Source organism: Paramesorhizobium deserti (assembly GCF_001558695.1).
GTDB lineage: Bacteria > Pseudomonadota > Alphaproteobacteria > Rhizobiales > Rhizobiaceae > Paramesorhizobium > Paramesorhizobium deserti.
Map to the genome: position 1 here is coordinate 397,946 of NZ_LNTU01000034.1, position 23,584 is coordinate 421,529.

Here is a 23,584-nt window from a genome sequence, read left to right on the forward strand (position 1 = left end):
CCCCGCCTCTATCGTGCAAATCGGGCGCAACCATGGACGCTGGCTCCGAGACCTAGCGCTTCGACAAATCCTGCGCCACGGCCAGCATGATCTGCTCCGCCAGTTCCTGCGCCGCGCGATCCTGCGCATCGCGCTCGGCGCGCAGATTGGCGAACTCCTGGCGCGGGCGGTCGAAGGACGCGCTGACGACGCGCGTGCCCTTGGCGACCGGCTTCCCGGCCGCGTCACGCAGCACATACCGCGATGTCACGCGAACCGTGCCGGCCGAAGGGCGGCCGGTCCTGTCCGTGGTGTCGCCGACATTGATGCGAACCGCAGCGCTCGTTGCCGAGGCTACGCCGAGCGACAGGCGATAGGCGGGGGCCGCCGGTTCGCCGGCGCCACCGCTCAGGAGGAAGATCAGCTTGTTGCGCACTTCCTGCGCATAGCGCGTATCGGCCGGATCGATCGCGATGGAGGCGAGCTTCTCGCGCATGCCGGGGGTAACCGTTCCGCCGATGCTCGATGTCCCGTTCCCGCCGGAATAAAGCGGTTGCACGGTGCAGCCGGCAATAGCGATCAGAGCCCCGGTGAGGACAGCAAAAAGCGCACTGCGTTTCAGTTTCGGCATGGAAAAAGCGCGATCAGGCAACGACATTGACGATCCTCTGCGGCACCACGATGATCTTCTTCGGTGCGCTCCCGTTCAGGGCCGACTTGATGAAGTCAAGCTCGAGCACCGCCTTCTCGACGGCCAATTGATCCGCATCGCGGGCAATTGTCAAATCGCCTCTTTTCTTGCCGTTGACCTGGACAGGCAGCGTGATCTCGTTCTCCACGATCAGCGCCGGATCGAAGGTCGGCCAGGGCGCCATGGCGGCAAGGCCATCGGCTCCCAGCTCGGCACGGCAGGCTTCCGCCAGATGCGGCATCATCGGCGCGATCATGGCGATCAAGACATCGACCGCCTCGCGCGATGCGCCCTGCAAGACGGCATCCGCCTTGCCCGACGCCACGGCCTGCAGCGGCGCGGCGATCGTGTTAACCAGTTCGTAAAGGCGGGCAACAGCCTTGTTGAAGGACAGCTTCTCGATGTCCTCGCCTACGGCCTTCAGCGTCTTGTGGGTTGCCTTCGAGATTTGCCCCGCCTCGCCCTCGGACGCCGATTTCGGCGCAACCGATTTCAACACGGGCGCCGCTTCGGAAATCAGCCGCCAGACGCGCTGCACGAAGCGGTGCGCGCCCTCGACGCCGGCTTCGGTCCAGATCACGTCGCGATCGGGGGGCGAATCGGACAGCATGAACCAGCGCGCCGTGTCCGCGCCGTAGGAAGCGATAATGTCATCAGGGTCGACGACATTCTTCTTCGACTTCGACATTTTCTCGATGGAGCCGATCTCGACGGGCTCGCCAGTCGAAACAAGCACGGCCTTGCGTGTCCCCTCGCTCTCCTCGATGCGGACATCGGCGGGGGCGACCCAGCCGTCCGTGCCCCTGTAAGTCTCGTGCACCACCATGCCCTGGGTGAACAGCCCCTTGAACGGCTCGTCGACGCTCACATGGCCGGCCACCTTCATCGCGCGGGTGAAGAACCTGGAATAGAGCAGATGCAGGATCGCATGCTCGATGCCGCCGATATACTGATCGACCGGCAGCCATTCGTTCGCCGCCTTGAGATCGGTCGGCTCGTTCTCCCACGGCGCGGTGAAGCGGGTGTAGTACCAGGACGAATCGACGAACGTGTCCATCGTATCGGTCTCGCGCCGCGCCGCCTTGCCGCATTTCGGGCAGGGAACCTGCTTCCAGGCGGCATGCCGGTCGAGCGGATTGCCCGGCCGGTCGAAATCGACATCATCCGGCAGCTTCACCGGCAGATCCGCCTTCGGCACCGGCAGCACACCGCAATCGTCGCAATGGATCATCGGGATCGGGCAGCCCCAATAGCGCTGGCGCGAGATGCCCCAGTCGCGCAGGCGGAACTGCACCTTGCGCTCACCCTGCGGACGCCCGTTGATGGTGACCTTCTCCAGACGGTCGGCCACCTCTTTGAAGGCCACATCCGGCGTCATGCCGTCGAGGAAGCGGGAATTGATCATCGTCCCCTCCTCGACATGAGCCGTCTCGGTGATCTGAAACGTCGCCGCATCCTCGCCCTCCGGCAACACCACAGGCGTCACCGGCAGGCCGTATTTGTTGGCGAAATCGAGGTCGCGCTGGTCATGCGCCGGACAGCCGAAGATCGCGCCGGTGCCATACTCCATCAGCACGAAATTGGCGACATAGACCGGCAGGGTCCAATTATCGTCAAAGGGATGCTTGACCTTGAGACCGGTATCGAAGCCCTTCTTTTCAGCCGTTTCGACCGCCGCGACCGAGGTTCCCGTGTGCCGGCACCCCTCGGCGAAGGCCGCCAATGCCGGGTTCTCGTCCGCCAGCTTTTTCGCCAGCGGATGATCAGCGGCAATGGCGATGAAGGAAGCGCCGAACAGCGTGTCGGGCCGTGTCGTATAGACCTCGATCTCGCTTTCTCCCTCGGGCGCGCTCGCCTGATCAAGCGCCCAGCGGACCAGCAGGCCTTCCGAACGGCCGATCCAGTTGCGCTGCATCACGCGCACCTTCTCCGGCCAATGGTCGAGCGTATCCAGCCCGTTCAGCAGTTCCTCGTTGAAATCGGTGATCTTGAAGAACCACTGCGTCAGCTCGCGCTGCTCCACCAGCGCGCCGGAGCGCCAGCCGCGCCCGTCCACCACCTGCTCGTTGGCGAGCACGGTCTGGTCGACCGGATCCCAGTTGACCTTGGAAGTCTTGCGGGTCACCAAGCCCTTCTCGTAGAAATCGACGAACAGCATCTGCTGGCGGTGATAATAATCCACGTCGCAGGTGGCGAACTCGCGCGACCAGTCGAGCGACAGCCCCATCGATTTCAGCTGCCGCCGCATGGTGTCGATGTTCTGGTAGGTCCATTCCTTGGGATGCACCTTGTTCTGCATGGCGGCGTTTTCGGCAGGCATGCCGAACGCGTCCCAGCCCATGGGATGCAGGACGTTGAAGCCCTTCGCGCGCTTGTAGCGCGCCACCACATCGCCCATCGCATAGTTACGGACATGGCCCATATGGATGCGCCCCGACGGATAGGGGAACATTTCGAGGACGTAATATTTTTCCCGCGGGTCGTCATTCCCGGTCTCGAAGATCTTCGCCTCGTCCCAGACCTTCTGCCAATGAGGTTCCGCGGCGCGCGGATTATAGCGTTCGGTTGCCATGACCGTATTTCTCTTGCAAAGAGGATTTGAAATATGTGGGCGGACCTTCACCATGGATTGGCGGAGGCGTCAACCGTCACCCGATAGGTAGCGAGCCCAAACCGCATTAAAAAGAGGTGTTAATGCCATGACCGATGCCGTCATCAACGTCATTGGGCGCCTGGAAAACGTCCGCGGCGCCATCGCGGATGCGACGCGCGAGGCGGGACGGCCGCAGGGTTCGGTCGCGCTGGTCGCCGTTTCCAAGACGTTCGAAGCGCGAGACATCCGGCCCGTTCTGGAGGCCGGCCAGCGCGTCTTCGGCGAAAACCGCGTGCAGGAGGCGCAGGGTAAATGGCCCGAGCTCAGGCAGGACTATAATAGCATCGAGCTGCACCTGATCGGGCCGTTGCAGTCCAACAAGGCGGCCGACGCGGTGGCGTTGTTCGACGTGATCGAAACCGTCGATCGCGAGAAGATCGCCGCGACACTTGCCGCCGAAATGAAGAAGCAGAACCGTTTTCCCAAGCTTTACGTGCAGGTCAACACGGGGATGGAGCCGCAGAAGGCGGGCATCGCACCGACTGAGGCGGAAGCTTTCGTCAGGCGCTGCCGGGAAACGCATGGCCTCACCATAGAAGGGCTTATGTGCATCCCGCCGGCGGAGGAGAACCCCGGGCCGCATTTCGCGCTTCTCCAAAAGATCGCCCGTGCGGCCGGCGTCGAAAAGCTCTCCATGGGCATGTCCAGCGATTACGAGACCGCGATCGCCTTCGGCGCTACGTCGGTGCGCGTCGGCTCGGCCATTTTCGGCCACCGCGACTACAAATAGTTCAGGTCGCCTCCCGCCCCTGCTTCTTGCGCTTGGCAAAATAGGTATAGACACCGGCGAGCGCGATCGCCACGGCGCAGCCGACAGCAATCTCGATCAGACGCAGCAGCGCATAGGTGATCTCCTCGCGATGCGAAGTCGCCAGCCGACCCGCATCCATCAGGATAATCACGGTCGCCGGCGCCAGCCGCCAGTTCGCCGGATAGCGGTCGATCAGCATGATGACGAAGACGGTGAACGCGGCCGCATAAAGGCTAGCTTCCGGCGAATAGCCGAACAGAAACATGGTCGCGAGGCCAACGGCGCAGCCGACCGCCGTGTTGATGGCGCGGGCTTCGGCCAGGTTGAGCGTCGTGGTGACATCCGGATCGCTGACGATCAGCACCGTGATCACGGCCCAGATCGGATTGGGGACGCCCAGGAGCAGAAGGCCGTACCAGCAGATCAACGCGCCCAGAAGCGTCTTCGACGCATAGATGAGGGCTTTTCCGATACGGCCGGAGAGTTGCATCGTCATTCGGCCGTTTTACCGGAACGGCAGTGCAAACAAAAGCAGTGCCGCTCCGTTCGGTGAACTCTCCGTCAATGCAGGATGATTTCGCCGTTCACATTGCGCCATTCATTCGGTCCGATCAGGCGCTTGTGCGCATAGACGATCGAATGGATCGGGCCGTCGATCTCCTCCTTCCAGAAATCGATGAAGCGGAATAATACCGGGAAATCCGGCTCCAGATCATATTCCTGCCAGATGAAGGCTTGGAGCAGATGCGGATGATCCGGCAGATGATAAAGGATCTGTGCCGTCGTCAGCCCATAACCTTCAAGCTGAAGTTCGAATGCAGATTTCATCATTCCAACTCCCGTCCTGTTTACCCCATGTGATTTTCAACCCATTCAGGACTTACGTCCAGAGGGAAATGATTGCACCAATTCGTTTTTCAATCGTAAAAACAATATATTAGCATCACTCACCTTCGAGTGCTGACAGCCAGGTACAGATGCTGCGTCACTTTGATCTTCCGCCCCAGTCATTTGTCTAATTTACGAACCGCGCGTGCAGTTGCTAGAACAGCCCTACTGCAGCCGGTGCGGAGGCACGCCGGCCCAATTCGGAGGAGTTTCATGTCGGAGAAGATTTATCCCGTGCTGTCCAGCGCGAAAAAGAACGCGCTGATCGACGAGGAGACGTATCTCAAATGGTACAAGAAAAGCATCCGCGATCCGGAAGCTTTCTGGGACAAGCACGGCAAGCGTATCGACTGGTTCAAACCTTATACCAAGGTGAAGAACACCTCCTTCACCGGCAAGGTTTCGATCAAATGGTTCGAGGACGGGGTGACCAACGTCACCTATAATTGCATCGATCGTCACCTGAAGAAGCGTGGCGACCAGGTGGCGATCATCTGGGAAGGCGACAACCCCTATATCGATAAGAAGATCACATATAGCGAGCTTTACGAACAGGTCTGCCGCCTCGCCAACGTGCTGAAAAAGCGCGGCGTCAAGAAGGGCGACCGCGTCACCATCTACATGCCGATGATCCCGGAAGCCGCCTATGCGATGCTCGCCTGCGCGCGTATCGGCGCCATCCATTCGGTCGTTTTCGGCGGCTTTTCGCCTGAAGCGCTGGCCGGACGTCTCGTCGACTGCGAATCGACCTTCGTCATCACCGCCGATGAGGGCGTGCGTGGCGGCAAACCGATCCCGCTGAAGGAGAACACCGACACCGCGATCGACATCGCGGCCAGGCAGGGGCTTCTGGTCAAGAACGTGCTGGTCGTGCGCCGCACGGGCGGCAAGATCGCTTGGGCCTCGGGCCGCGATCTCTGGTATCATCAGGAAATCGCCTCCGTGGAAGCGGAATGCCCGCCGGCCAAGATGAAGGCGGAGGATCCGCTGTTCATCCTTTACACGTCAGGTTCGACCGGCAAGCCGAAAGGCGTGCTGCACACGACAGGCGGCTATCTCGTCTACGCCTCGATGACGCATCAATATGTCTTCGATTACCACGACGGCGACATCTACTGGTGCACCGCCGATGTCGGCTGGGTGACGGGCCACTCCTATATCGTCTATGGCCCGCTCGCCAACGGCGCGACGACGCTGATGTTCGAGGGCGTGCCGAACTTTCCCGATGCGGGCCGCTTCTGGGAGGTGGTCGACAAGCACAAGGTCAATATCTTCTACACGGCGCCGACCGCGATCCGCGCCCTGATGGGCGCCGGCGATGACTTCGTCAAGCGCTCTTCGCGCAAATCGCTGCGCCTGCTCGGCTCCGTCGGCGAGCCGATCAATCCGGAAGCCTGGGAATGGTATTATCACACCGTCGGCGACAATCGCTGCGCCATCGTCGATACCTGGTGGCAGACGGAGACCGGCGGCATCATGATCACCCCGCTGCCCGGTGCGACAAAGCTCAAGCCGGGTTCCGCGACGCGCCCCTTCTTCGGCGTCCAGCCGCAACTGTTCGATACCGAAGGCAAGGTGCTGGAGGGACCGGCGGACGGCAATCTCTGCATCGCAGACAGCTGGCCGGGCCAGATGCGTACCGTCTATGGTGATCACAAGCGCTTCGTCGAGACCTATTTCTCGACCTATAAGGGCAAATATTTCACCGGCGACGGCTGCCGCCGCGACGAGGACGGCTATTACTGGATCACCGGGCGCGTCGACGACGTCCTCAACGTGTCCGGCCATCGGCTCGGAACGGCGGAAGTGGAATCGGCGCTGGTCGCACATCATCTCGTCTCCGAGGCGGCCGTGGTCGGCTATCCCCACAACATCAAGGGACAGGGCATCTATTGCTATGTCACGCTGATGTCGGGGAGCGAGGAAAACGACGATCTGCGCAAGGAGCTTGTCGCCCATGTGCGCAAGGAGATCGGCCCCATCGCCACGCCTGACAAGATCCAGTTCGCGCCGGGCCTGCCAAAGACGCGCTCGGGCAAGATCATGCGCCGCATCCTGCGCAAGATCGCGGAGGATGATTTCGGCTCGCTCGGCGATACCTCGACGCTCGCCGATCCCGGCGTTGTCGACGGCCTGATCGCAAACCGGCAGAACAAGCAGGCGTAATTTCGAGGGGAGTAGGGGAATAAGGAAGTAAGTTTTGCTCCAACATATTCCCCTACTCACTTACTCCCCTATTCCCCTAATCCCTTCATCGCCGCAGCGAGCACCCTCAGCATCTCGCGCGAACGCTGGTCGGTTTCGCGTGAAAGAAGGACGATGTCCAGCGCCGGCAAGGGCGGCAGCCCGAAGCGCTCACCCACATCGATTGCACCGGCCGGCGCCACGCGCCGCGCCAGGGCGGCAACGGCAAGACCGGCATTGACCGCGGCGCCGAGCGCCAGCACGCCGCCGCCGACAAAGGCTTCCGTCCACGGAATGTTCGCCTGTTCGAGCGTATCAATCGCCACCGCGCGGATCCCGCATGGGGCCGCGAGGGTGGCAAGCTTAAGCGGCTCGCCCGCCCGGTATTGAAAGGACGGCGCGGCAAACCAGCAGAACTGCTCGGCGAACAGCCGTTTGCCGTCCACCTGCTCCTCGCCCCGCCGGATGATCACCGCGTCGAACTCGTTATGATCGAAGCGCTCCATGAGAAGGCGGGACGCCGCAATCCTGACCTCGATCACCAGAGAAGGGTCATAGGCATTGAGCCGACTGAGCAATTGCGGCAGTTCCGGCCCGGCCACATGGTCGCTGATACCGAGCGCCAGCCTTCGGCGGGGCAAGGCGCCGATGCCGGACAAGGCCAGTTCATGCGCCATCAGCAGATCGCGTGCCCCCGGCAGGAAGCGGTTGCCTTCTCCCGACAGCCGCACATGCCGCGGCGTCCGCTCGATGAGACGGCAGCCGAGCCTGTCTTCCAGACGTTTGAGCTTGAGGCTTATCGCCGCCTGCGAGGTCTCCATCACCTCAGCGGCGCGCGTGAAGCTGCCGAGATCGGCGATTAGGACAAAAGCCCGTACCGTGTCGAGATCAAGTGCTTTTACCGCTTCGTTCATTTTAATCTGTTATGACAGATATATCCATGCATATGTTTTCATGATCATGGAAATCTGGCAAGCCTCATCCGGTCAGAAATGGACGGAGATCGCCATGTTCATGAAGCAATACACCCACCGCCTGCCCGCCGATTACGACATGAACCGCATCAGGACGCGCGCCACCGCCCTCGGGCCGCAATGGGACGGAACGCCGGGACTGGGCTTCAAGGCCTTCATCGCGCAGGAGCGCGGCGCCAACGGGGCGAAGAACAACGCCTATTCCTCGCTCTATCTCTGGCTCGACGACGAGGCGGTCACCGACTTCATCACCGGCGACCGGTTCCGGGCCGTTATCGACGGCTTCGGCCGTCCCCGCATCGAGACCTGGATACCCCTGGACATCCATCTCGGGCAGGCTGAGACTGCCCGTTCCGTCTATCGCGAAGACCTCGATGTGGGCACCGATCTTAGCGAGCTCAAGCATCGCGAGACGGCCCGCAACAATATTCTCGCCCGGCATGCCGGCACGCTGGCGGCGGTAACCGCGCTCGACCTTTCGACATGGCGGCTGTCGCGTTTCCTGCTCAGCGCGGAGAAGGCGCAGACCCCGGAAATAGGCTCGGCCTATGAAGTCCTGCATCTCGCCAAGCCGGGCCTGCCGATGCTCCTCGCCGCTGCCTGATGGCGCGCCTGATAATTTTCCCCTTGCACAATGGGCAGAAAGCCCCCACCTTGTGCCGGTGTTCAACAAACGAAAGGAGGTGATCCGATGTCGAGTGATTTCGTTTTCCGTTGCGAGGCCCGAGCGGATTGCCTGATCGGAGAGCAGCCTCTCCGTTGATCGCATGACGCTGCAGCTTCAGCCGGCCTGTCCGGCAAGCAAAGGCTGCGTAACGGACGGAATTGCGGGGCCACTCCTTGAGGAGTGGCCCTTGCCTTTTGTACTCAGCGTGTTTCCAGCGTCGCGGCGGTTTTAAAAATCGATCGCCCTTCCCTTGATCTCCCAATCGCCGAAGCGCGCCGGATCCTTGCCGCCGCGTCCGCCGATCTCGCGCGGTTCGGACTTCTCCCGCGCTTCCGCCATCCGCCGCCGCTCTTCCGCCTCTTTCAGCGCCCGCTGAGCCACCGGCGGCAGCTCTTCAAAAGCCCGGCGGGAGGCCTCGTTTTCCACGTCGACCACCTTCTCTTCCGACATATCGGAACCTTTTTTCTCGCTCATTTCTGATCCTCGCCCAAACTGGGACTCATTGAAGCTTGGCGGCTTCGACACCATGATATAGGCAAGCACAGCCATTCGAGGCAAATCACGGCTCAAGGCCTTTTGCCCGCAACGGAGACTATACGATGAACATGATGCGTACTGCCATGCTGATCGCCTTCATGACGGCGATGTTCATGAGCATCGGTTATCTGATCGGTGGCGGCGGCGGCATGATGATCGCCCTCGTCATCGCCGCTGCAATGAACGTCTTCAGCTACTGGAATTCCGACAAGATGGTGCTGCGCATGTATAACGCCCACGAGGCGAACGAGCGCACCGCCCCCGAATATTACCGCATCGTGCGTGAGCTCGCGCAGCGCGCCGGCCTGCCGATGCCCAAAATCTATGTGATCGACAATCCGCAGCCCAATGCCTTTGCCACCGGGCGCAACCCGGAAAACGCCGCCGTGGCCGCCACGACCGGGCTGCTTGACCGCCTGACGCCGCAGGAGATCGCCGGCGTGATGGCCCACGAGCTCGCCCACGTCCAGAACCGCGACACACTGACCATGACGATCACCGCGACGCTCGCCGGCGCGATCTCCATGCTCGGCAATTTCGCCTTCTTCTTCGGTGGCAACCGCGACAACAACAATCCCTTCGGTTTCATCGGCGTGCTGATCGCCATGCTGGTCGCGCCCTTTGCGGCTATGCTCGTGCAGATGGCCATCAGCCGCACGCGGGAATATTCGGCCGACCGGCGCGGCGCGGAGATCTGCGGCAATCCGCTCTGGCTCGCCTCGGCGTTGCGCAAGATCGCCAGCGGCGCCCATAATATCCCCAACGAGGAGGCGGAGCACAATCCCGCTACCGCCCATATGTTCATCATCAATCCCTTGAGCGGCCGCGGCGCGGACAATCTGTTCTCCACCCACCCCGACACGGAGAACCGCATCGCCGCCCTGCAGGCAATGGCCGTCGAGATGGGCCAGGCCGGTTCGGACTTTGGTTCCGTTCCGGGCGGCGCGCCCACGTCCCCAACCTCCCGCTCGCCTCTCAGGACCGGTGGCCCCTCGCCGCTCCAGCCCTGGGGAAGCCCTGACGACGATCACGATGCCCGGCCGCCGAAAGGCCCCTGGTCGTGAGCGGCGGAAAGGCTGCTTTCCGCGCGAAGAAGCATGCAGGAAAACGAAATCCGCCTGAAGCCGCCGAGAGGCCGGGCCTCGCCGCGCGCCAGTGCGCCGTAAGGCTCCTCGGCGCCGTCATCGAGAAGAAGACCTCGCTCGACGGACTAACCGACAATCAGCACGGCCATCCGCACTATCTGGCGCTTGACGATCGCGACCGCGCGCTGGTGCGCGCGATCCTTGGAGCGGCCTTGCGCAACCGCGGCACCATCGACGCGCTTCTGGCGCAATTGCTCGACCGGCCTTTGCCGGAGAACGCGGTGGCACTGAAGGCGCTGCTGCATGTCGCCGCCGCACAGATCCTCTATCTCGATATTCCCGACCATTCCGCGGTCGATCTGGCCGTGACTGCCGCCAATGACGATCCGCGCAACCGCCGCTATGCCGGACTGGTCAATGCGGTGCTGCGCCGCCTCTCGCGTGACAAGGACAAGCTCTCCACCTCCACCCCCAACGCGCCCGCATGGTTCGCCGAAACGCTCGTGGAGGCTTACGGCGCGGAAAAGGCTGCCGCCATCCTGGCGATGCATGCGGTCGAGCCACCGGTCGATCTCACGGTCAAAAGCGATCCACAGGGCTGGGCGGAGCGCCTCGGCGGCATCGTGCTGCCGAACGGAACGGTGCGGCTTGCCAGGCTGGAAGGTCCCCTGACCGAACTTCCCGGCTTTGCCGAAGGCGAATGGTGGGTGCAGGATGCCGCCGCCAGCCTGCCGGCCCGCCTCTTCGGCGACATCGCCGGCAAGCGCGTTGCCGATCTCTGCGCGGCACCGGGCGGCAAGACGGCGCAGCTCGCGCTGGCTGGAGCGGACGTCACCGCGGTCGAGATTTCCGCCAATCGCCTCGCCCGTCTCAACGCCAATCTCGAGCGGCTGAAGCTCAAGGCCCATACGGTCGAGGCCAATCTGATGCAGTACCAGCCGGAAGAGAAATTCGATGCCGTGCTGCTCGATGCGCCATGCTCCTCGACCGGCACGGTGCGCCGCCATCCCGACGTGCCATGGACGAAATCGCCCGAGGACATCGCCAAGCTTGCCGCCCTTCAGGCGCAGTTCCTGGCGCGCACGGTGGAGCTGGTGAGGCCTGGCGGCATCATCGTTTTTTCCAATTGCTCGCTTGATCCCTCGGAAGGCGAAGCCGTCGCACGATCGGCTCTTGCAAATCCCGCGCTTCAGGCGTTTCCTGTTGCCGAGGAGGAGTTTCCAGGCTTGCACGGCTTGATCACGCCGGAAGGCTTCCTGCGGTCGACGCCCCAGGACTTTCCGAATCCTGATCCCCGGCTGGCGGGCATGGATGGTTTCTTCGCGGCAAGATTTCGCCGTACTTCTGCATAAGTGCTGGATTAATTTGTATTTTTCAATTCCGCCTTCTTTCGGCGAACATGGTTAACGCAAGCTTTACTATTAGCGAACCATAATTTGCCGCAAGAACCGGAATATTTGCCAAATCGAACGGAAACACCCTGCGGCGGGACAAGGAGAAAAAACGCGTGACGGTCGCGCTGAGCGAAACGCCGCATCTGTGGGGACTGGCCGCCGCGCAAATGTGGCGGCGGATGCGCCGACGTCTGCGCATGGGCCCGCTTTTTCGCTGGCGCTTCACCGGCTTCACGCCCGACCGCGTGCTGATTGCGCCGCCTGATCTGCGCGTCGCCGATCCACAGCTTGCCCAGGAATTCTATCACGGCCGCTTTTCACTGGCCGGCCGCACGGTTGAGACGGGCGGACGCTCCCCCTTCGCCGTCGAGCCGCCGAGCGAGGCATGGGAAGCAGCGCTTCACAATTTCAGCTGGCTGCGCCATCTGCGCGCCGCCGGCAGCGAGCTTGCCACGGCCAACGCCCGCGCCCTAGTCGAGGATTGGATCACGCTGCACGGAAGGCGCATGGGCGGCCCCGCCTGGGCGCCCGACGTCACGGCACAGCGCATCATCGCCTGGCTGCAGCATTCGAACCTCATCCTCGCCGGCGCCGAACTCTCCGCCTACCGCAAATTCATGCGTTCACTTGCTTTTCAGGTGCGCTATCTCAGAACCGTGGCGGCGGTCATGGACGATGGCGAGGAGAAGCTCAGGGCGCGCATCGCGCTTGCCTTCGCCTCGCTGGCGCTTCCCGTTTCGCCCACCACCGCCCGCGCGGCGCGGCGTCATCTGGAGCATGAGCTGATCCGTCAGATCTTGGCCGACGGCGGCCATATCTCGCGCAACCCGATGACCATTCTGGAGTTGCTGGCCGATCTCTTGCCGCTGCGCCAGACCTATGCCAATGGTGCGGAAGCCCCGCCCAAGGCGCTGATCGAAGCCGTTGAGCGCATGCTGCCGGCGCTACGCTTTTTCCGCCACCACGACGGGAGTCTCGCGCTTTTCAACGGCGTCGGCCCGACATTGCCCGAACGCATCATCGCCGTCTTGCGCCATGACGAGACGGCGGGTTCGCCGCTAACTCACGCGCCGCATTCGGGCTATGAGCGGCTCTCCATGGGCTCGACCACCATCATCGCCGATACCGGCCTGCCGCCGCCGGTCACCGCCTCGCGCGATGCCCATGCCGGATGTCTCGCCTTCGAGATGTCGTCGGGCAGGCAGCGTTATATCGTCAACGCCGGCATCGACCGCTATGGCCCGCCCGAGTTCCGCCCGCTTGGGCGCTCCACAGCCGCCCATTCCACGGCAACGGTCAACGACACCTCCTCATGCCGGTTCAGCCTCAGCACCGGTCTTTCCAACATGCTCGGTACGCCGATCATTGCCGGACCGACCAAGGTGCAGATCAAGCGCATCGAGGGCATGGACGAACAGGGCTTCGTCGCCCGCCATGACGGTTATGCCAGGCTGTTCGGCATCCATCACGAGCGTTCCATCGTGCTTTCGCACAATGGCAGCGTCATCGAGGGCCGGGACCGTTTCCTGGCGGCCAATGGCAAGGCGCCACGCGCCAACGGGCGCGACAACATCACCATCCGGTTCCACATTCATCCCGCCGTGGACATCGCCTTCGACGAGGACGGTCTTCTGGTGCTGCGCGCCGAACGTGACGACACATGGGCCTTCTCCTGCGTCGAGGCACCGCCGCAGCTGGAGGATTCGATCTTCTTCGCGGGCTTCCACGGCCCGGTGAAGACGAAGCAGATCGTGCTCTCCTTCCCGGCATCCGAGCTGCCGGAGGTTAACTGGCGCCTCACCCGCATCGCGCTGGGAAGTTACGTTTAGACACTCATGCTTAGATGGAAACGATGACGTTTCATTTTGCTGGAGAGTGGCTGCGGCACAGTTGAGGCATGGATCCCGGTGACAAGCACTGGGATCCATGCCTCGACCTTTCCATTATCACAACGGTGCAAAATAAGGTTCGGTTAAGGCGATTTCATCAAACGGGCATTGCTCTAATTAGCCGGAAATCTTCCATCCACGGTAGGATTCCGCGCAAGCCTATGCTAACCCGCGCTCAATCCTCCCATCCGACGAAGAGACTTTCCATGGCTGTCACCTCCAAGCACATTCCCGCTCCCGATCTCACCCGTGTGCGCCGGGCGCTCCTGTCCGTATCCGACAAGACCGGTCTGACCGATTTCGCGAAAGCGCTGGCAAGCCATGGCGTCGAGCTCGTCTCCACCGGCGGCACGGCAAAGGCGATCGCCGCCGAGGGCATCCCCGTGCGCGACGTCTCCGACATCACCGGCTTTCCCGAGATCATGGATGGCCGGGTCAAGACCCTGCATCCCGCCGTCCATGGCGGCCTGCTTGCCGTGCGTGACGACCCCGAACATGCGCAGGCGATGGAGGCCCATGGCATCGAGGGCATCGATCTGGTCGTCATCAATCTCTACCCCTTCGAGGAGGTGCGCTATCAGGGCGCGGATTATGCGACGACGGTCGAGAATATCGATATCGGCGGTCCAGCGATGATCCGTGCCTCGGCCAAGAACCACGCCTATGTCGCGATCGTCACCGACCCGGACGATTACAACGAAGTGCTGAGCGAGCTCGACGGGCATGACGGCGCCCTGCCCTATGCGTTCCGCCAGAAGCTTGCCGCCAAGGCCTTTGCCCGCACTGCCGCCTATGACGCTGCGATTTCAGGCTGGTTCGCCGAGACCACGAAGACGGAAGCGCCCACCTGGCGCGCCGTTGCCGGAAAGCTCCATTCGGTGATGCGCTATGGCGAGAACCCGCACCAGTCGGCGGGCTTCTACTTGACCGGCGAGAAGCGGCCGGGGGTTGCCACTGCGACGCAGCTTCAGGGCAAGCAGCTTTCCTATAACAACATCAACGACACCGACGCCGCCTTCGAGTTGGTTGCCGAGTTCGACCCGGCGCGCACCGCCGCCGTCGCCATCATCAAGCATGCCAATCCCTGCGGCGTGGCGGAAGGCGTGACGCTGAAGGACGCCTATCTGAAGGCGCTCGCCTGCGACCCCGTCTCCGCCTTTGGCGGCATCGTCGCGCTGAACCGCACGCTCGATGCGGGAGCAGCCGAAGAGATCGTCAAGATCTTCACCGAGGTCATCATCGCGCCCGATGCGACCGAGGAGGCCCAGGCCATCATCGCCGCCAAGAAGAATTTGCGACTGCTCGTTACCGGCGGCCTGCCCGATCCGCGGGCACCCGGCATCGCCGCCAAGACGGTGGCAGGCGGGCTTCTGGTGCAGTCGCGCGACAATGGCGTCGTCGACGATCTCGACCTCAAGGTAGTGACGAAGCGCGCGCCGACGGAAAAGGAGATGGCCGATCTGAAATTCGCCTTCCGCGTTGCCAAGCACGTGAAGTCGAACGCCATTGTCTATGTCAAGGATAGCGCCACCGCCGGCATTGGCGCGGGCCAGATGAGCCGGGTAGACTCCTCCCGCATCGCCGCGCGCAAGGCACTGGATGCGGCCGAGGCCGCCAGCAATGCCGAGCCGCTGACCAAGGGCTCGGTCGTCGCCTCCGACGCCTTCTTTCCCTTCGCCGATGGGCTTCTGTCAGCCATCGAAGCCGGCGCTACCGCCGTCATCCAGCCGGGCGGTTCTATGCGCGACGATGCGGTGATCGCCGCAGCCGACGAGCATGGCATCGCCATGGTCTTCACCGGCATGCGGCATTTCCGGCATTAAGATTATTCAGCGGAAAACTCGGCGGGACAATACCCCCTCTGCCCTGCCGGGCAGAGGGGGTGTTTTCTGGCTCCCTCAGAACCAGAACTGGCCCATTATCACGTCTCCCTCTCCACCGCCGGATAGGGCGTTCCCGCAAGGATCGCCAGTCCGGCGAGGAAGAAGGCGATCAGCACCGCCATGCCGAGGCGCGGCGAACCGCTCAATGCCGTCACGCTCGCCACCAGGAAGGGCGCGACGAAGCTCGTCGCCCTCCCGGCGAGCGCATAGATGCCGAAATAGCGCCCCGCCTCCTCGGCGCTGACGCTGCGCGCCAGATAGGAGCGCGACGAGGCCTGCACCGGGCCGAAGGCGATGCCGATCAGGATGCCGAAGACCAGATAGGCTTTCTCGGCTGATGTGGCGAACAATCCGCCGTTGTCCTCGCTGGAAAAGCGCAAAGCACCGAACAATGTATAGTCCGTCCCGGTGGAGACGATGCCGACGGTCGCGATGAAGAGCAGCACCAGCGACAGGATCACCACCGCCTTCGAGCCGAAAAGCGTGTCCATTCGGCTTGCCGCCAGGCATCCGAAGATCGCCACGACATTGAGGATGATCCCGAAAAGCCCGATCTCGGTGATCGACCAGCCGAACATCGCGGCGGCAAACCCGCCGCCCAGCGCCAAGAGCGCATTGACGCCATCCTGATAGATCATCCGGGCGATGAGAAACCGAAAAATGCCGGCCCGCTGCCGCACTTCCCCGAGCGTCGCCTTGAGCTCGCTCAAGCCCCGCCTCACGGCTGCACGGAGCGGCAACCCCTTCTCGCCATCCGGCGTGAACAGGAACATCGGCAGGATGAAGACGAAATACCAGAGCGCGGAGATCGGCCCTGCCACCCGCGCATCCTCTCCCTTCGCCGGATCGAGGCCGAACAGCGGATCGAGGCCGAACAGCGTCTTTCCCGTCTGTGGCGAGGCGGCAAGGAAAGCCACGATGAAGATCAGCACGATCATGCCGCCGAGATAGCCGAGCCCCCAGGCGATGTTGGAGATGCGGCCGATCTCATCCTTCGAGACGAGCCGCGGCATCATGGAATCGTTGAAGACGATGGAAAACTCCGCCGCCACGGAAGCCATGGAAAAGGCGGCCAGAACCCAGAAGAGGCTGGAGCCGGGCGCGGCGAACCACAGAAGCGACAGACTGACGATCTTGATCACCGCGAAGAAGCCGATCCACGGCTTGCGAACGCCGGTCTGATCAGCGATGGAGCCTAGAACGGGCGAAAGAAGGGCGATGACGAAACCCGCTGCCGCAACGGCATATCCCCATGCGGCTTGGCCCACCGCCGGATCGGCAGCCATCCGCGAGATGAAATAGGGCCCGAAGATGAATGTGGTGACGACGGTGAAGAAGGGTTGGGCTGCCCAGTCGAACAGCATCCAGCCCCATATGCCGCGCCTTGTCGCCGGCGCGTGCATTGTTTCGGTGATAGCCACGGCTCCCCTTCCCTCTTGCGAGTACGTTGACGGGACAGAGGGGCGCGCCTCGTGATTCCGTTAAACAGGAACCTGCCAAATTACCCCGCCAGATCAGACATCAATCCAGCCGCCACCGCAAGCCGCGAAACGGTGAGGTCGCCGCCTTCCGCCAGCACGGTCATGCGCTGGCGTATCGCCTCGACCTGCATGCTGCCGCTGTCGAGCCAAATCGCCGCCGGGTTCTTTTCTTCGCCGAAGCGCGTCAGCGCCGCGATGGTGATCGCCCGCGTCGCCTGGGCGATCGTGTCGTTGGCCCGGGCCAGCGCCATCCCGTCATAATAGTCGGTGATGGGAATGGCACGCGCCGCCTCCTCGATCCGGGCGATGCGGAAGGCTTCGGTGATGGTGAAATAGGCCTTCGCCGCCGCGATGAGATCCGACTTCGAGCGATAGGCGATGAGCGCGATATCCGGCACGACGGACGCGATCTGCAGCCGCGCAAGCCGGGCGGCGAGATCGGCAGGCGCTCCCTTTTCCGTAAAGCGCGCCGTATCGTCGGCGATGACGCCCGCCATGAACTCCGGCATCAGCTTGCCGAGACGCGGCTCGAGCACGCGGCGGGCATTGCAGATCGCCTCGACGAATTCAGCGAGCGTGGCATTGGAGGTGTCATTGCGCAGCACCCAGGCGGTCGTCCAGTGCAGCATGCGCGAGACCTCGGCATAGAACTCGTTCTGCACCGAACCTGGCACCTTGTTGTCGAGCTTGTCGATGGCGTCGAACAGGCTGTCCAGCTCGAAGCCGTCGCGCACCGCCACATAGGCGCGCAGGATTTCCGCCGGCGCCTTGCCCGTCATGTCCTGCAGCCGGTTGACGAAGGTCGGCCCGCCGCGGTTGATCGCATCATTGCCGAGAAGCGTGGCGATGATCTCGCGCCGCAGCCGGTGGCCCTCTATCTCCGGCGCATAGGTCTTGGTCATACGCTTCGGGAAATAACCGAAGAGTTCCGGCTGGAAATAGGAATCATCCGGCAGATCGCTTTTGACGATCTGGTCTACCAGCACCAGTTTGGCATAGGCGAGCAGGACGGCGAGCTCCGGACGGGTGAGCGCCAGCCCGCGCGCTTCCCTCTCGCCCAGCGCCTGGTCGTCGGGCAGGGTCTCGACCTTGCGGTCGAGCAGCTTCTGCCTTTCGAGATCCGCCATGAACCGCGCCTGATAGGGCAGGTCGGCAAGCCCGCGCCGCTCCACCAGCGAGATCGCCAGCGTCTGCAGGTAATTGTTGCGCAGCACCAGCGCCGCAACCTCGTCGGTCATCGCCGCAAGCAGCTTGTTGCGCGCCGGACGCTGCAATTTGCCCGAGCGCATCGCCGCGGCAAGCGCGATCTTGATATTGACCTCGACGTCGGAAGTGTTGACGCCTGCCGAATTGTCGATCGCATCGGAGTTGCACCGGCCGCCGGCCAGGCTGAACTCGATGCGGCCGCGCTGGGTGACGCCGAGATTGGCGCCCTCGCCGATCACCTTGGCCCGCACCTCGCTTCCCGTGATGCGGATTGCGTCATTGGCGCGGTCGCCCACCTGCGCGTCGCTTTCGGTGCTGGCGCGCACATAGGTGCCGATGCCGCCGAACCACAGGAGATCGACCGGCGCCTTCAGGATCGCATTGATGAGCTCCAGCGGCGTCATTGTCGTTTTGCCGGCAAGGCCGAGCGCCTGCGCGGCCTGCGGCGATAGCGTGATCGTCTTCTGCGAGCGCGAATAGACGCCGCCGCCCGCCGACAGCTTCGAGCGGTCATAATCCTGCCAGCTCGAGCGCGGCAGATCGAACAGACGCTGCCGCTCGGCGATGGCGACCGCCGGGTCGGGATCCGGATCGATGAAGATGTCGCGATGGTCGAAGGCGGCGATGAGCTTCGTCTGGCTGGAAAGCAGCATGCCGTTGCCGAAGACGTCGCCCGACATGTCGCCCACGCCGACGACCGTGAACGGCGTCGTCTGGATATCTGTGTCCATCTCGCGGAAATGCCGCTTCACCGCCTCCCACGCGCCGCGCGCGGTGATGCCCATCTTCTTGTGGTCGTAACCCGCCGAACCGCCGGAGGCGAAGGCATCGTCGAGCCAGAAATCATGGGACTGGCTGATGGCGTTCGCCGTGTCGGAGAATGTCGCGGTGCCTTTGTCGGCGGCAACGACGAAATAAGGATCGTCCGTATCATGCCGTATCACGTTCTGCGGCGGCACCACATGATCGCCATGGATATTGTCGGTGACGGAAAGAAGCGTCGAGATGAAAATGATATAGGCTTGGCGCCCTGCCTCGAAGAAGGCGTTGCGGTCGCCGCCCGTCGGCAGGTGCTTCGGATAGAAGCCGCCCTTCGCGCCGACCGGCACGATCACCGCGTTCTTGACCTGCTGTGCCTTGACGAGACCCAGCACTTCCGTGCGGTAATCCTGCGCGCGATCCGACCAGCGAATACCGCCGCGCGCCACCGGACCAAAGCGCAGATGCACGCCCTCGACCTCCGGCCCGTAAACGAATATCTCGCGATAGGGGCGCGGCTCCGGCAAACCCTCCACCACACGCGGATTGAGCTTAAAGGCAAAAGTCACCCGCGGCGAGCCGTCCGCCTCGGGCGCAAAGACATTGGTGCGCAGCGTCGCCTCGATCAGATTGAGGAAGCGGCGCACGATCTGATCGTCGTCGAGGCTCGGGACCGATTGCAGCTCCTTGTCGATGGCGTCGCGGATACTCTTTTCCGCACCGGCCTTGACGTCCTCGCCAGCGCGCGCCGGGTTGAACCTGAGATCGAACAGGCTGTGGAGATTGCGCGCGATATCGGGATAACGATTGAGCGCGGCGGCGATGAAGCCCTGCGAATAGGCGATCCCCGCCTGCTGCAGATAACGGCCATAGGCGCGCAGGATCATGATCTCGCGTGCCGAAAGCCGCGCCGTCTGCACCAGCGCGTTGTAGCCGTCATTGTCGGATGCACCGTCCCATACCGAGCGGAACGCCTCCTCGAGCAGCGCGCCGTCATCGCCCAGATCCACGGGGACGCCGAAGGCATTGACGAGCTGCATGTCGTGCACATGCACCTTCGTCCCGTCGGCGCCCGGAAGCTCGAAGGTCTGCTCGCTGATGACCCGGAAGCCCATATTCTCAAGCAGCGGCACGCGCCGCGACAGCGCTACCGCCGCACCGTAGTGATAGATTTTCAGCGATGCCGCGTCCGGCCCATCGGCATGATGCTTGTAGAAATCGACATAAAGCGGATTTTCCGTCGAGAGCGCTGCAATGCGCTCGGCATCGACCAGCGCTTCATCAGGAGTGAAACTCTCGCGATAGGAATCGGGAAAGCCCGACGCCAGCGCAGCGATATTGACATCGCCGACGATAGGCAGACCGGCGAAGCTTTCCGCCGCCTCCTGGACCGCATCCTCCCAGGTGCGCACAATGGCGCGGATTTCCGCCTCCAACGTTTCGCGCGGAACCTCCGGCACGGCGCCCTCGTCGCGGCGGATGATGAAATGAACACGCGTCAGCGTTCCCTCGGGGAAAGAGGGCTGGAAATCGATGCTCTGCCCGTTATAGACGCGCATCAGATATTGGCTGATCTTCTCGCGGACGATCGAATCATAGCGGTCGCGCGGCACATAGACCAGGACGGAAACGAAGCGCCCGAACGGATCGACGCGCGGCAAGGCACGCACGCGCGGACGCTCGCCCAGCGCAAGGATGTTTTCCGCATTGGCCCCCAGCGTGTTGACATCGACCTGAAAGAGTTCATCGCGGGGATAGTCTTCCAGCACATTGATCAGCGCCTTGCCGGAATGGTCCTGCGGGTTGAACCCCAGCCGCTTGATGACCGCGTCCACCTTCGGGCGCAGGAAAGGGATCTTGAGGACGGAGCGCGTATAGGCGGTAGAGGTAAAGAGGCCGACGAACCGCAATTCGCCCACGACCTCGCCCTTATCATTGAACTGCTTGATCCCGACATAGTCGAGATAACCGCGCCGGTGCACCCTTGAGCGGGTATTCGCCTTGGTGACGATCAGCGCCTCCGGTCCCTCGAGGAAGGCTAGCGTCTCGCTCGTCGCCGTCGTGCCGGTCTCGCCGCGGCGCAGCACGCGCACCGCGGGATCGCTCAGTATGCCCAATTGCGGCTTGTCGGCATGGACGAGCTCGCGCTTCTTGCCCTTGCGCCTGTAGTCATATTCCCGCATGCCGAGGAATGTGAAATTGTCGTCGCGCAGCCATTCGAGGAATTCAATGGCTTCCGCTACATTCTTCTTCTTTCCGGGCGGGGGATTGGTCTTATAGGCCTCGATCGCCTCGTCGAGACGCGCCAGCATCGGCTTCCAGTCCCGAACGGCCGCACGCACCTGGCCGAGCACCGTCTTCAGGGACGAAGCCAGCTCCTCGCGCGCCGCCTTGTCGAGCATCGGCAGGTGGATCTGCATGACGCTGACCCGGTTTGTCCCCGCAGGTTCGTGGCCGGCGGACGCCTCGCCATGAACGACGACGCCGTTTTCGCCATGCATCACGTCGAGCACGGGATGCAGCACCAGATAGATGGTGCTGGTCCGCTGATTGATTTCGCCCAATACCGAATCGAGCAGGAAGGGCATGTTGTCGTTGATCAGCGTAACGATCGTCACCGGCCGTCCGGCGCGAAGCACATCGTTCTTGCCGTTGACGGAAACGACGCTCTTCCCGTCGCGGTGCCTGGAGAGTTCCACCAAGGCCAACCGGGCCGATTCCTCCAGGGCTGCGGTGTCATATTCGGCCAGATCTTCCGGCGGGGCCCATTCGAAAAGCAGGGCTGCGAAATCCTTCAATCCCTCCTTTTTGCTCGATTTGGTCCTGACTGCCCCGACTTCCCGTTCCTGCCTGGCTGACACTTCCATACTCCCGTGGGAAAGAAATTTTCGGCAACCTATCAGATAGGCTTCCATTTGCGACCACAAACTGCCTTCGCAGAGTGAATTTGCCATGACAAAGCGATAAAATGCGGCAAAAAACATCCGCCAAGGGAGAAAATTACGTGCGGAACAGGCGAATTATCGCATTCGAGCTGCAATTTCGTCATTTCGGGCGATCCGCCCTCACAATTCGACCAGATGATCGCTGAGCTCGTTGGGCTTGCCGTCCGTGGGCGGGAAATGCCGGGCCAGCAGCTCGCCGGCCTTGCCGATCGCGGCCACGTATCCGTCGGCCACCGCCTGGCGCGAGGCGTGGTCGGTGAGGGTGGCGACGATGCCGTTCCACTCCTCCTGCTCGACCTTGGCATTGATGCCCGCATCGGCCACCACCTCGGCATAGTGTTCGGCAAGCGAGACGAACAGGAGAACGCCGGTGCGCTCCGAGGTGATGTGGACGTTGCGTGCCAGAAACTGCTGGACCGCATTGAGATGAGCGCGGCGGTAGCGGATGCGGTGCGGCACCAGCATGATACGGACCGACGGCGCCAGCCAGAGCACGAGCACGACGGAAATGAAGCCTGCCAGAATGGCGAGGCCGAAGACCGGCAGGGAAATGTCGAACCAGTACCAATGCGCCAGGAGAGCCGCGATGATTGCCGCGATGATCACGCCGCAGGCGGCGACGAAACCGGCTGCGAAGAAATAATCATCGCTGCGGCGCGCCAGGACGGCATAGATCTCTCCATCCGTCTTTTCCTCCGCGATGCGGATAGCTTCCGCGATGCGGGCGTGATCGTCGGCACCAAGAAATTGCTGCACGAAAATTCCCCTCTCCTACCAGCTTCCCGAAGCGCCGCCGCCGCCCGACGAGCCACCGCCGCCGGAAAATCCACCGCCGCCTGACCAGCCGCCACCACCACCGAAGCCACCGCCGCCGATCCAGATGCCGCCACCGCCCAATCCGCCCATCGAGCCGCCCGAACGAGGGCCGCTCTGCATGCCAAGCCATTCGTATCGTCCCGGCCCGATCTTGCGGCCGAAGATCGGCGCCAGCAGCGCAAAGCCGAAACCACCGAAGAAGATGATGCCCCAGAAGGTGAGGAAGATCACCGAAATCCAGTCGATCCCCGAGCCGGAAGACTGCGCCTGCGCATTGCGCTGCGCCCGCGCTTCGAAATCCGCCGCGTCGCCAGCCAGGACGGCCAATATGCCGTCGACGCCCTTGGAGATGCCGCCGGCATAGTCGCCCTGCCGGAAGGCCGGAATGACTGCCGTCCTGATGATGACGCTGGAGAGTGCGTCGGTCAGCGTGCCCTCGAGGCCGTAGCCGACCTCGATGCGCACCTTGCGGTCGTTCGGCGCGACCACGAGGAGGACACCGTTATTCTCTTTCTTCTGGCCAAGGGCCCAGCTGCGGAACAGCCTGTTCGAATAGGATTCGATGTCCTCGCCGCCAAGGCTCGGCACCGTGACGACCACCACCTGATCCGACGATTTCGCCTCGAAGGCGGCGAGCTTGTCATCGAGTGCGGCCCGCGTCTGCGGATCGATGATGTTCGCGTCATCGACGACGCGTCCGGTCAGCGCAGGCAGCGGCGCATCCGCCGCCGCGACGGCGATGAAGGCGACGAGCATCATCACGATGCCCGTCGCCAGGCGGAGCCATTGGGCGGCGCCCCGG

General features: G+C 62.8%; 17 protein-coding genes. 7 read left to right on the forward strand and 10 right to left on the reverse strand.

Features of this window, described 5'->3' with window-relative positions:
- Window positions 1-52: 52 nt before the first annotated feature.
- Entirely contained in the window at window positions 53-637 is a 585-nt protein-coding gene (gene lptE / locus ATN84_RS18165) for an LPS assembly lipoprotein LptE (RefSeq protein ID WP_068883244.1), read from the reverse strand.
- The gene (gene leuS, locus ATN84_RS18170; protein WP_068883246.1) at window positions 624-3,242 is read right to left on the reverse strand and encodes a leucine--tRNA ligase; all 2,619 of its coding nucleotides are present in this window, start codon (window positions 3,240-3,242) and stop codon (window positions 624-626) included. Before leuS ends, lptE begins: the two co-directional genes overlap by 14 nt.
- 127 nt (window positions 3,243-3,369) lie before the next feature.
- Between leuS and ATN84_RS18175 the strand changes: the two genes are divergently transcribed.
- Window positions 3,370-4,053 (forward strand): YggS family pyridoxal phosphate-dependent enzyme, encoded by a 684-nt coding sequence (locus ATN84_RS18175; protein ID WP_068883248.1) that lies wholly within the window; start codon window positions 3,370-3,372, stop codon window positions 4,051-4,053.
- 1 nt (window position 4,054) lies between these two features.
- Here ATN84_RS18175 and ATN84_RS18180 read toward each other — a convergent pair whose 3' ends face one another.
- Window positions 4,055-4,570, reverse strand: coding sequence for an FUSC family protein (locus ATN84_RS18180; RefSeq protein ID WP_068883250.1), 516 nt, complete (start codon window positions 4,568-4,570; stop codon window positions 4,055-4,057).
- Between the two features lie 65 nt (window positions 4,571-4,635).
- Window positions 4,636-4,905 (reverse strand): usg protein, encoded by a 270-nt coding sequence (locus ATN84_RS18185; RefSeq protein WP_244491119.1) that lies wholly within the window; start codon window positions 4,903-4,905, stop codon window positions 4,636-4,638.
- 270 nt (window positions 4,906-5,175) lie between these two features.
- On the opposite strand from ATN84_RS18185, the gene acs reads away from it, so the two are divergent.
- Window positions 5,176-7,128, forward strand: a complete 1,953-nt coding sequence (acs, locus tag ATN84_RS18190) for an acetate--CoA ligase (RefSeq protein WP_068883252.1) — start codon at window positions 5,176-5,178, stop codon at window positions 7,126-7,128.
- A gap of 68 nt (window positions 7,129-7,196) precedes the next feature.
- Here the strand turns inward: acs and ATN84_RS18195 are convergent, their stop codons facing one another.
- Window positions 7,197-8,060, reverse strand: a complete 864-nt coding sequence (locus tag ATN84_RS18195) for a LysR family transcriptional regulator (RefSeq protein ID WP_068883254.1) — start codon at window positions 8,058-8,060, stop codon at window positions 7,197-7,199.
- Between the two features lie 94 nt (window positions 8,061-8,154).
- Here ATN84_RS18195 and ATN84_RS18200 point away from each other — a divergent pair, with 94 nt between their 5' ends.
- Entirely contained in the window at window positions 8,155-8,724 is a 570-nt protein-coding gene (locus tag ATN84_RS18200; protein ID WP_068883582.1) for a DUF4865 family protein, read from the forward strand.
- A 291-nt stretch (window positions 8,725-9,015) separates the two neighbouring features.
- Here the strand turns inward: ATN84_RS18200 and ATN84_RS18205 are convergent, their stop codons facing one another.
- Window positions 9,016-9,237: a DUF1674 domain-containing protein gene (locus ATN84_RS18205; RefSeq protein ID WP_153020298.1), complete on the reverse strand. Its 222-nt coding sequence runs from the start codon at window positions 9,235-9,237 to the stop codon at window positions 9,016-9,018.
- 149 nt (window positions 9,238-9,386) lie between these two features.
- On the opposite strand from ATN84_RS18205, the gene htpX reads away from it, so the two are divergent.
- The 4 genes from htpX to purH all read left to right on the forward strand — a co-directional run bounded on the left by htpX (window position 9,387) and on the right by purH (window position 15,515).
- Complete coding sequence (htpX, locus tag ATN84_RS18210; RefSeq protein ID WP_068883256.1) at window positions 9,387-10,388, forward strand: zinc metalloprotease HtpX; 1,002 nt, start codon at window positions 9,387-9,389, stop codon at window positions 10,386-10,388.
- Window positions 10,385-11,761: an RsmB/NOP family class I SAM-dependent RNA methyltransferase gene (locus ATN84_RS18215; RefSeq protein WP_082766357.1), complete on the forward strand. Its 1,377-nt coding sequence runs from the start codon at window positions 10,385-10,387 to the stop codon at window positions 11,759-11,761. The genes htpX and ATN84_RS18215 overlap by 4 nt, the downstream gene beginning before the upstream one ends.
- 155 nt (window positions 11,762-11,916) lie before the next feature.
- Window positions 11,917-13,632 carry a heparinase II/III family protein gene (locus ATN84_RS18220; RefSeq protein ID WP_068883260.1) on the forward strand — a complete coding sequence of 572 codons (1,716 nt, stop codon included), beginning with the start codon at window positions 11,917-11,919 and terminating at the stop codon, window positions 13,630-13,632.
- Window positions 13,633-13,898: 266 nt separating this feature from the next.
- Window positions 13,899-15,515 carry a bifunctional phosphoribosylaminoimidazolecarboxamide formyltransferase/IMP cyclohydrolase gene (purH, locus tag ATN84_RS18225; protein WP_068883262.1) on the forward strand — a complete coding sequence of 539 codons (1,617 nt, stop codon included), beginning with the start codon at window positions 13,899-13,901 and terminating at the stop codon, window positions 15,513-15,515.
- A 98-nt stretch (window positions 15,516-15,613) separates the two neighbouring features.
- Here the strand turns inward: purH and ATN84_RS18230 are convergent, their stop codons facing one another.
- From ATN84_RS18230 to ATN84_RS18245, 4 genes are all read right to left on the reverse strand, one after another.
- Window positions 15,614-16,978 carry an MFS transporter gene (locus ATN84_RS18230; RefSeq protein WP_068883265.1) on the reverse strand — a complete coding sequence of 455 codons (1,365 nt, stop codon included), beginning with the start codon at window positions 16,976-16,978 and terminating at the stop codon, window positions 15,614-15,616.
- A 98-nt stretch (window positions 16,979-17,076) separates the two neighbouring features.
- Complete coding sequence (locus tag ATN84_RS18235) at window positions 17,077-21,882, reverse strand: NAD-glutamate dehydrogenase (RefSeq protein WP_068883586.1); 4,806 nt, start codon at window positions 21,880-21,882, stop codon at window positions 17,077-17,079.
- A 204-nt stretch (window positions 21,883-22,086) separates the two neighbouring features.
- On the reverse strand, window positions 22,087-22,722 hold the full coding sequence (locus tag ATN84_RS18240) for a TPM domain-containing protein (protein WP_244491120.1): 636 nt from the start codon (window positions 22,720-22,722) through the stop codon (window positions 22,087-22,089).
- Window positions 22,723-22,737: 15 nt separating this feature from the next.
- The gene (locus tag ATN84_RS18245; RefSeq protein ID WP_068883588.1) at window positions 22,738-23,538 is read right to left on the reverse strand and encodes a TPM domain-containing protein; all 801 of its coding nucleotides are present in this window, start codon (window positions 23,536-23,538) and stop codon (window positions 22,738-22,740) included.
- Window positions 23,539-23,584 lie beyond the last annotated feature (46 nt).

Excerpts from the sequence above, each read along its gene's own strand:
- ATN84_RS18245 (WP_068883588.1), bottom strand. The coding sequence starts at position 23,538 with ATGCTCGTCGCCTTCATCGCCGTCGCGGCGGCGGATGCGCCGCTGCCT.
- lptE (WP_068883244.1), bottom strand. The coding sequence starts at position 637 with ATGTCGTTGCCTGATCGCGCTTTTTCCATGCCGAAACTGAAACGCAGT.
- ATN84_RS18230 (WP_068883265.1), bottom strand. The coding sequence starts at position 16,978 with ATGCACGCGCCGGCGACAAGGCGCGGCATATGGGGCTGGATGCTGTTC.
- ATN84_RS18180 (WP_068883250.1), bottom strand. The coding sequence starts at position 4,570 with ATGACGATGCAACTCTCCGGCCGTATCGGAAAAGCCCTCATCTATGCG.
- htpX (WP_068883256.1), top strand. The coding sequence starts at position 9,387 with ATGAACATGATGCGTACTGCCATGCTGATCGCCTTCATGACGGCGATG.
- purH (WP_068883262.1), top strand. The coding sequence starts at position 13,899 with ATGGCTGTCACCTCCAAGCACATTCCCGCTCCCGATCTCACCCGTGTG.
- ATN84_RS18195 (WP_068883254.1), bottom strand. The coding sequence starts at position 8,060 with ATGAACGAAGCGGTAAAAGCACTTGATCTCGACACGGTACGGGCTTTT.
- ATN84_RS18205 (WP_153020298.1), bottom strand. The coding sequence starts at position 9,237 with ATGTCGGAAGAGAAGGTGGTCGACGTGGAAAACGAGGCCTCCCGCCGG.
- acs (WP_068883252.1), top strand. The coding sequence starts at position 5,176 with ATGTCGGAGAAGATTTATCCCGTGCTGTCCAGCGCGAAAAAGAACGCG.
- ATN84_RS18200 (WP_068883582.1), top strand. The coding sequence starts at position 8,155 with ATGTTCATGAAGCAATACACCCACCGCCTGCCCGCCGATTACGACATG.
- ATN84_RS18175 (WP_068883248.1), top strand. The coding sequence starts at position 3,370 with ATGACCGATGCCGTCATCAACGTCATTGGGCGCCTGGAAAACGTCCGC.
- ATN84_RS18185 (WP_244491119.1), bottom strand. The coding sequence starts at position 4,905 with ATGATGAAATCTGCATTCGAACTTCAGCTTGAAGGTTATGGGCTGACG.
- leuS (WP_068883246.1), bottom strand. The coding sequence starts at position 3,242 with ATGGCAACCGAACGCTATAATCCGCGCGCCGCGGAACCTCATTGGCAG.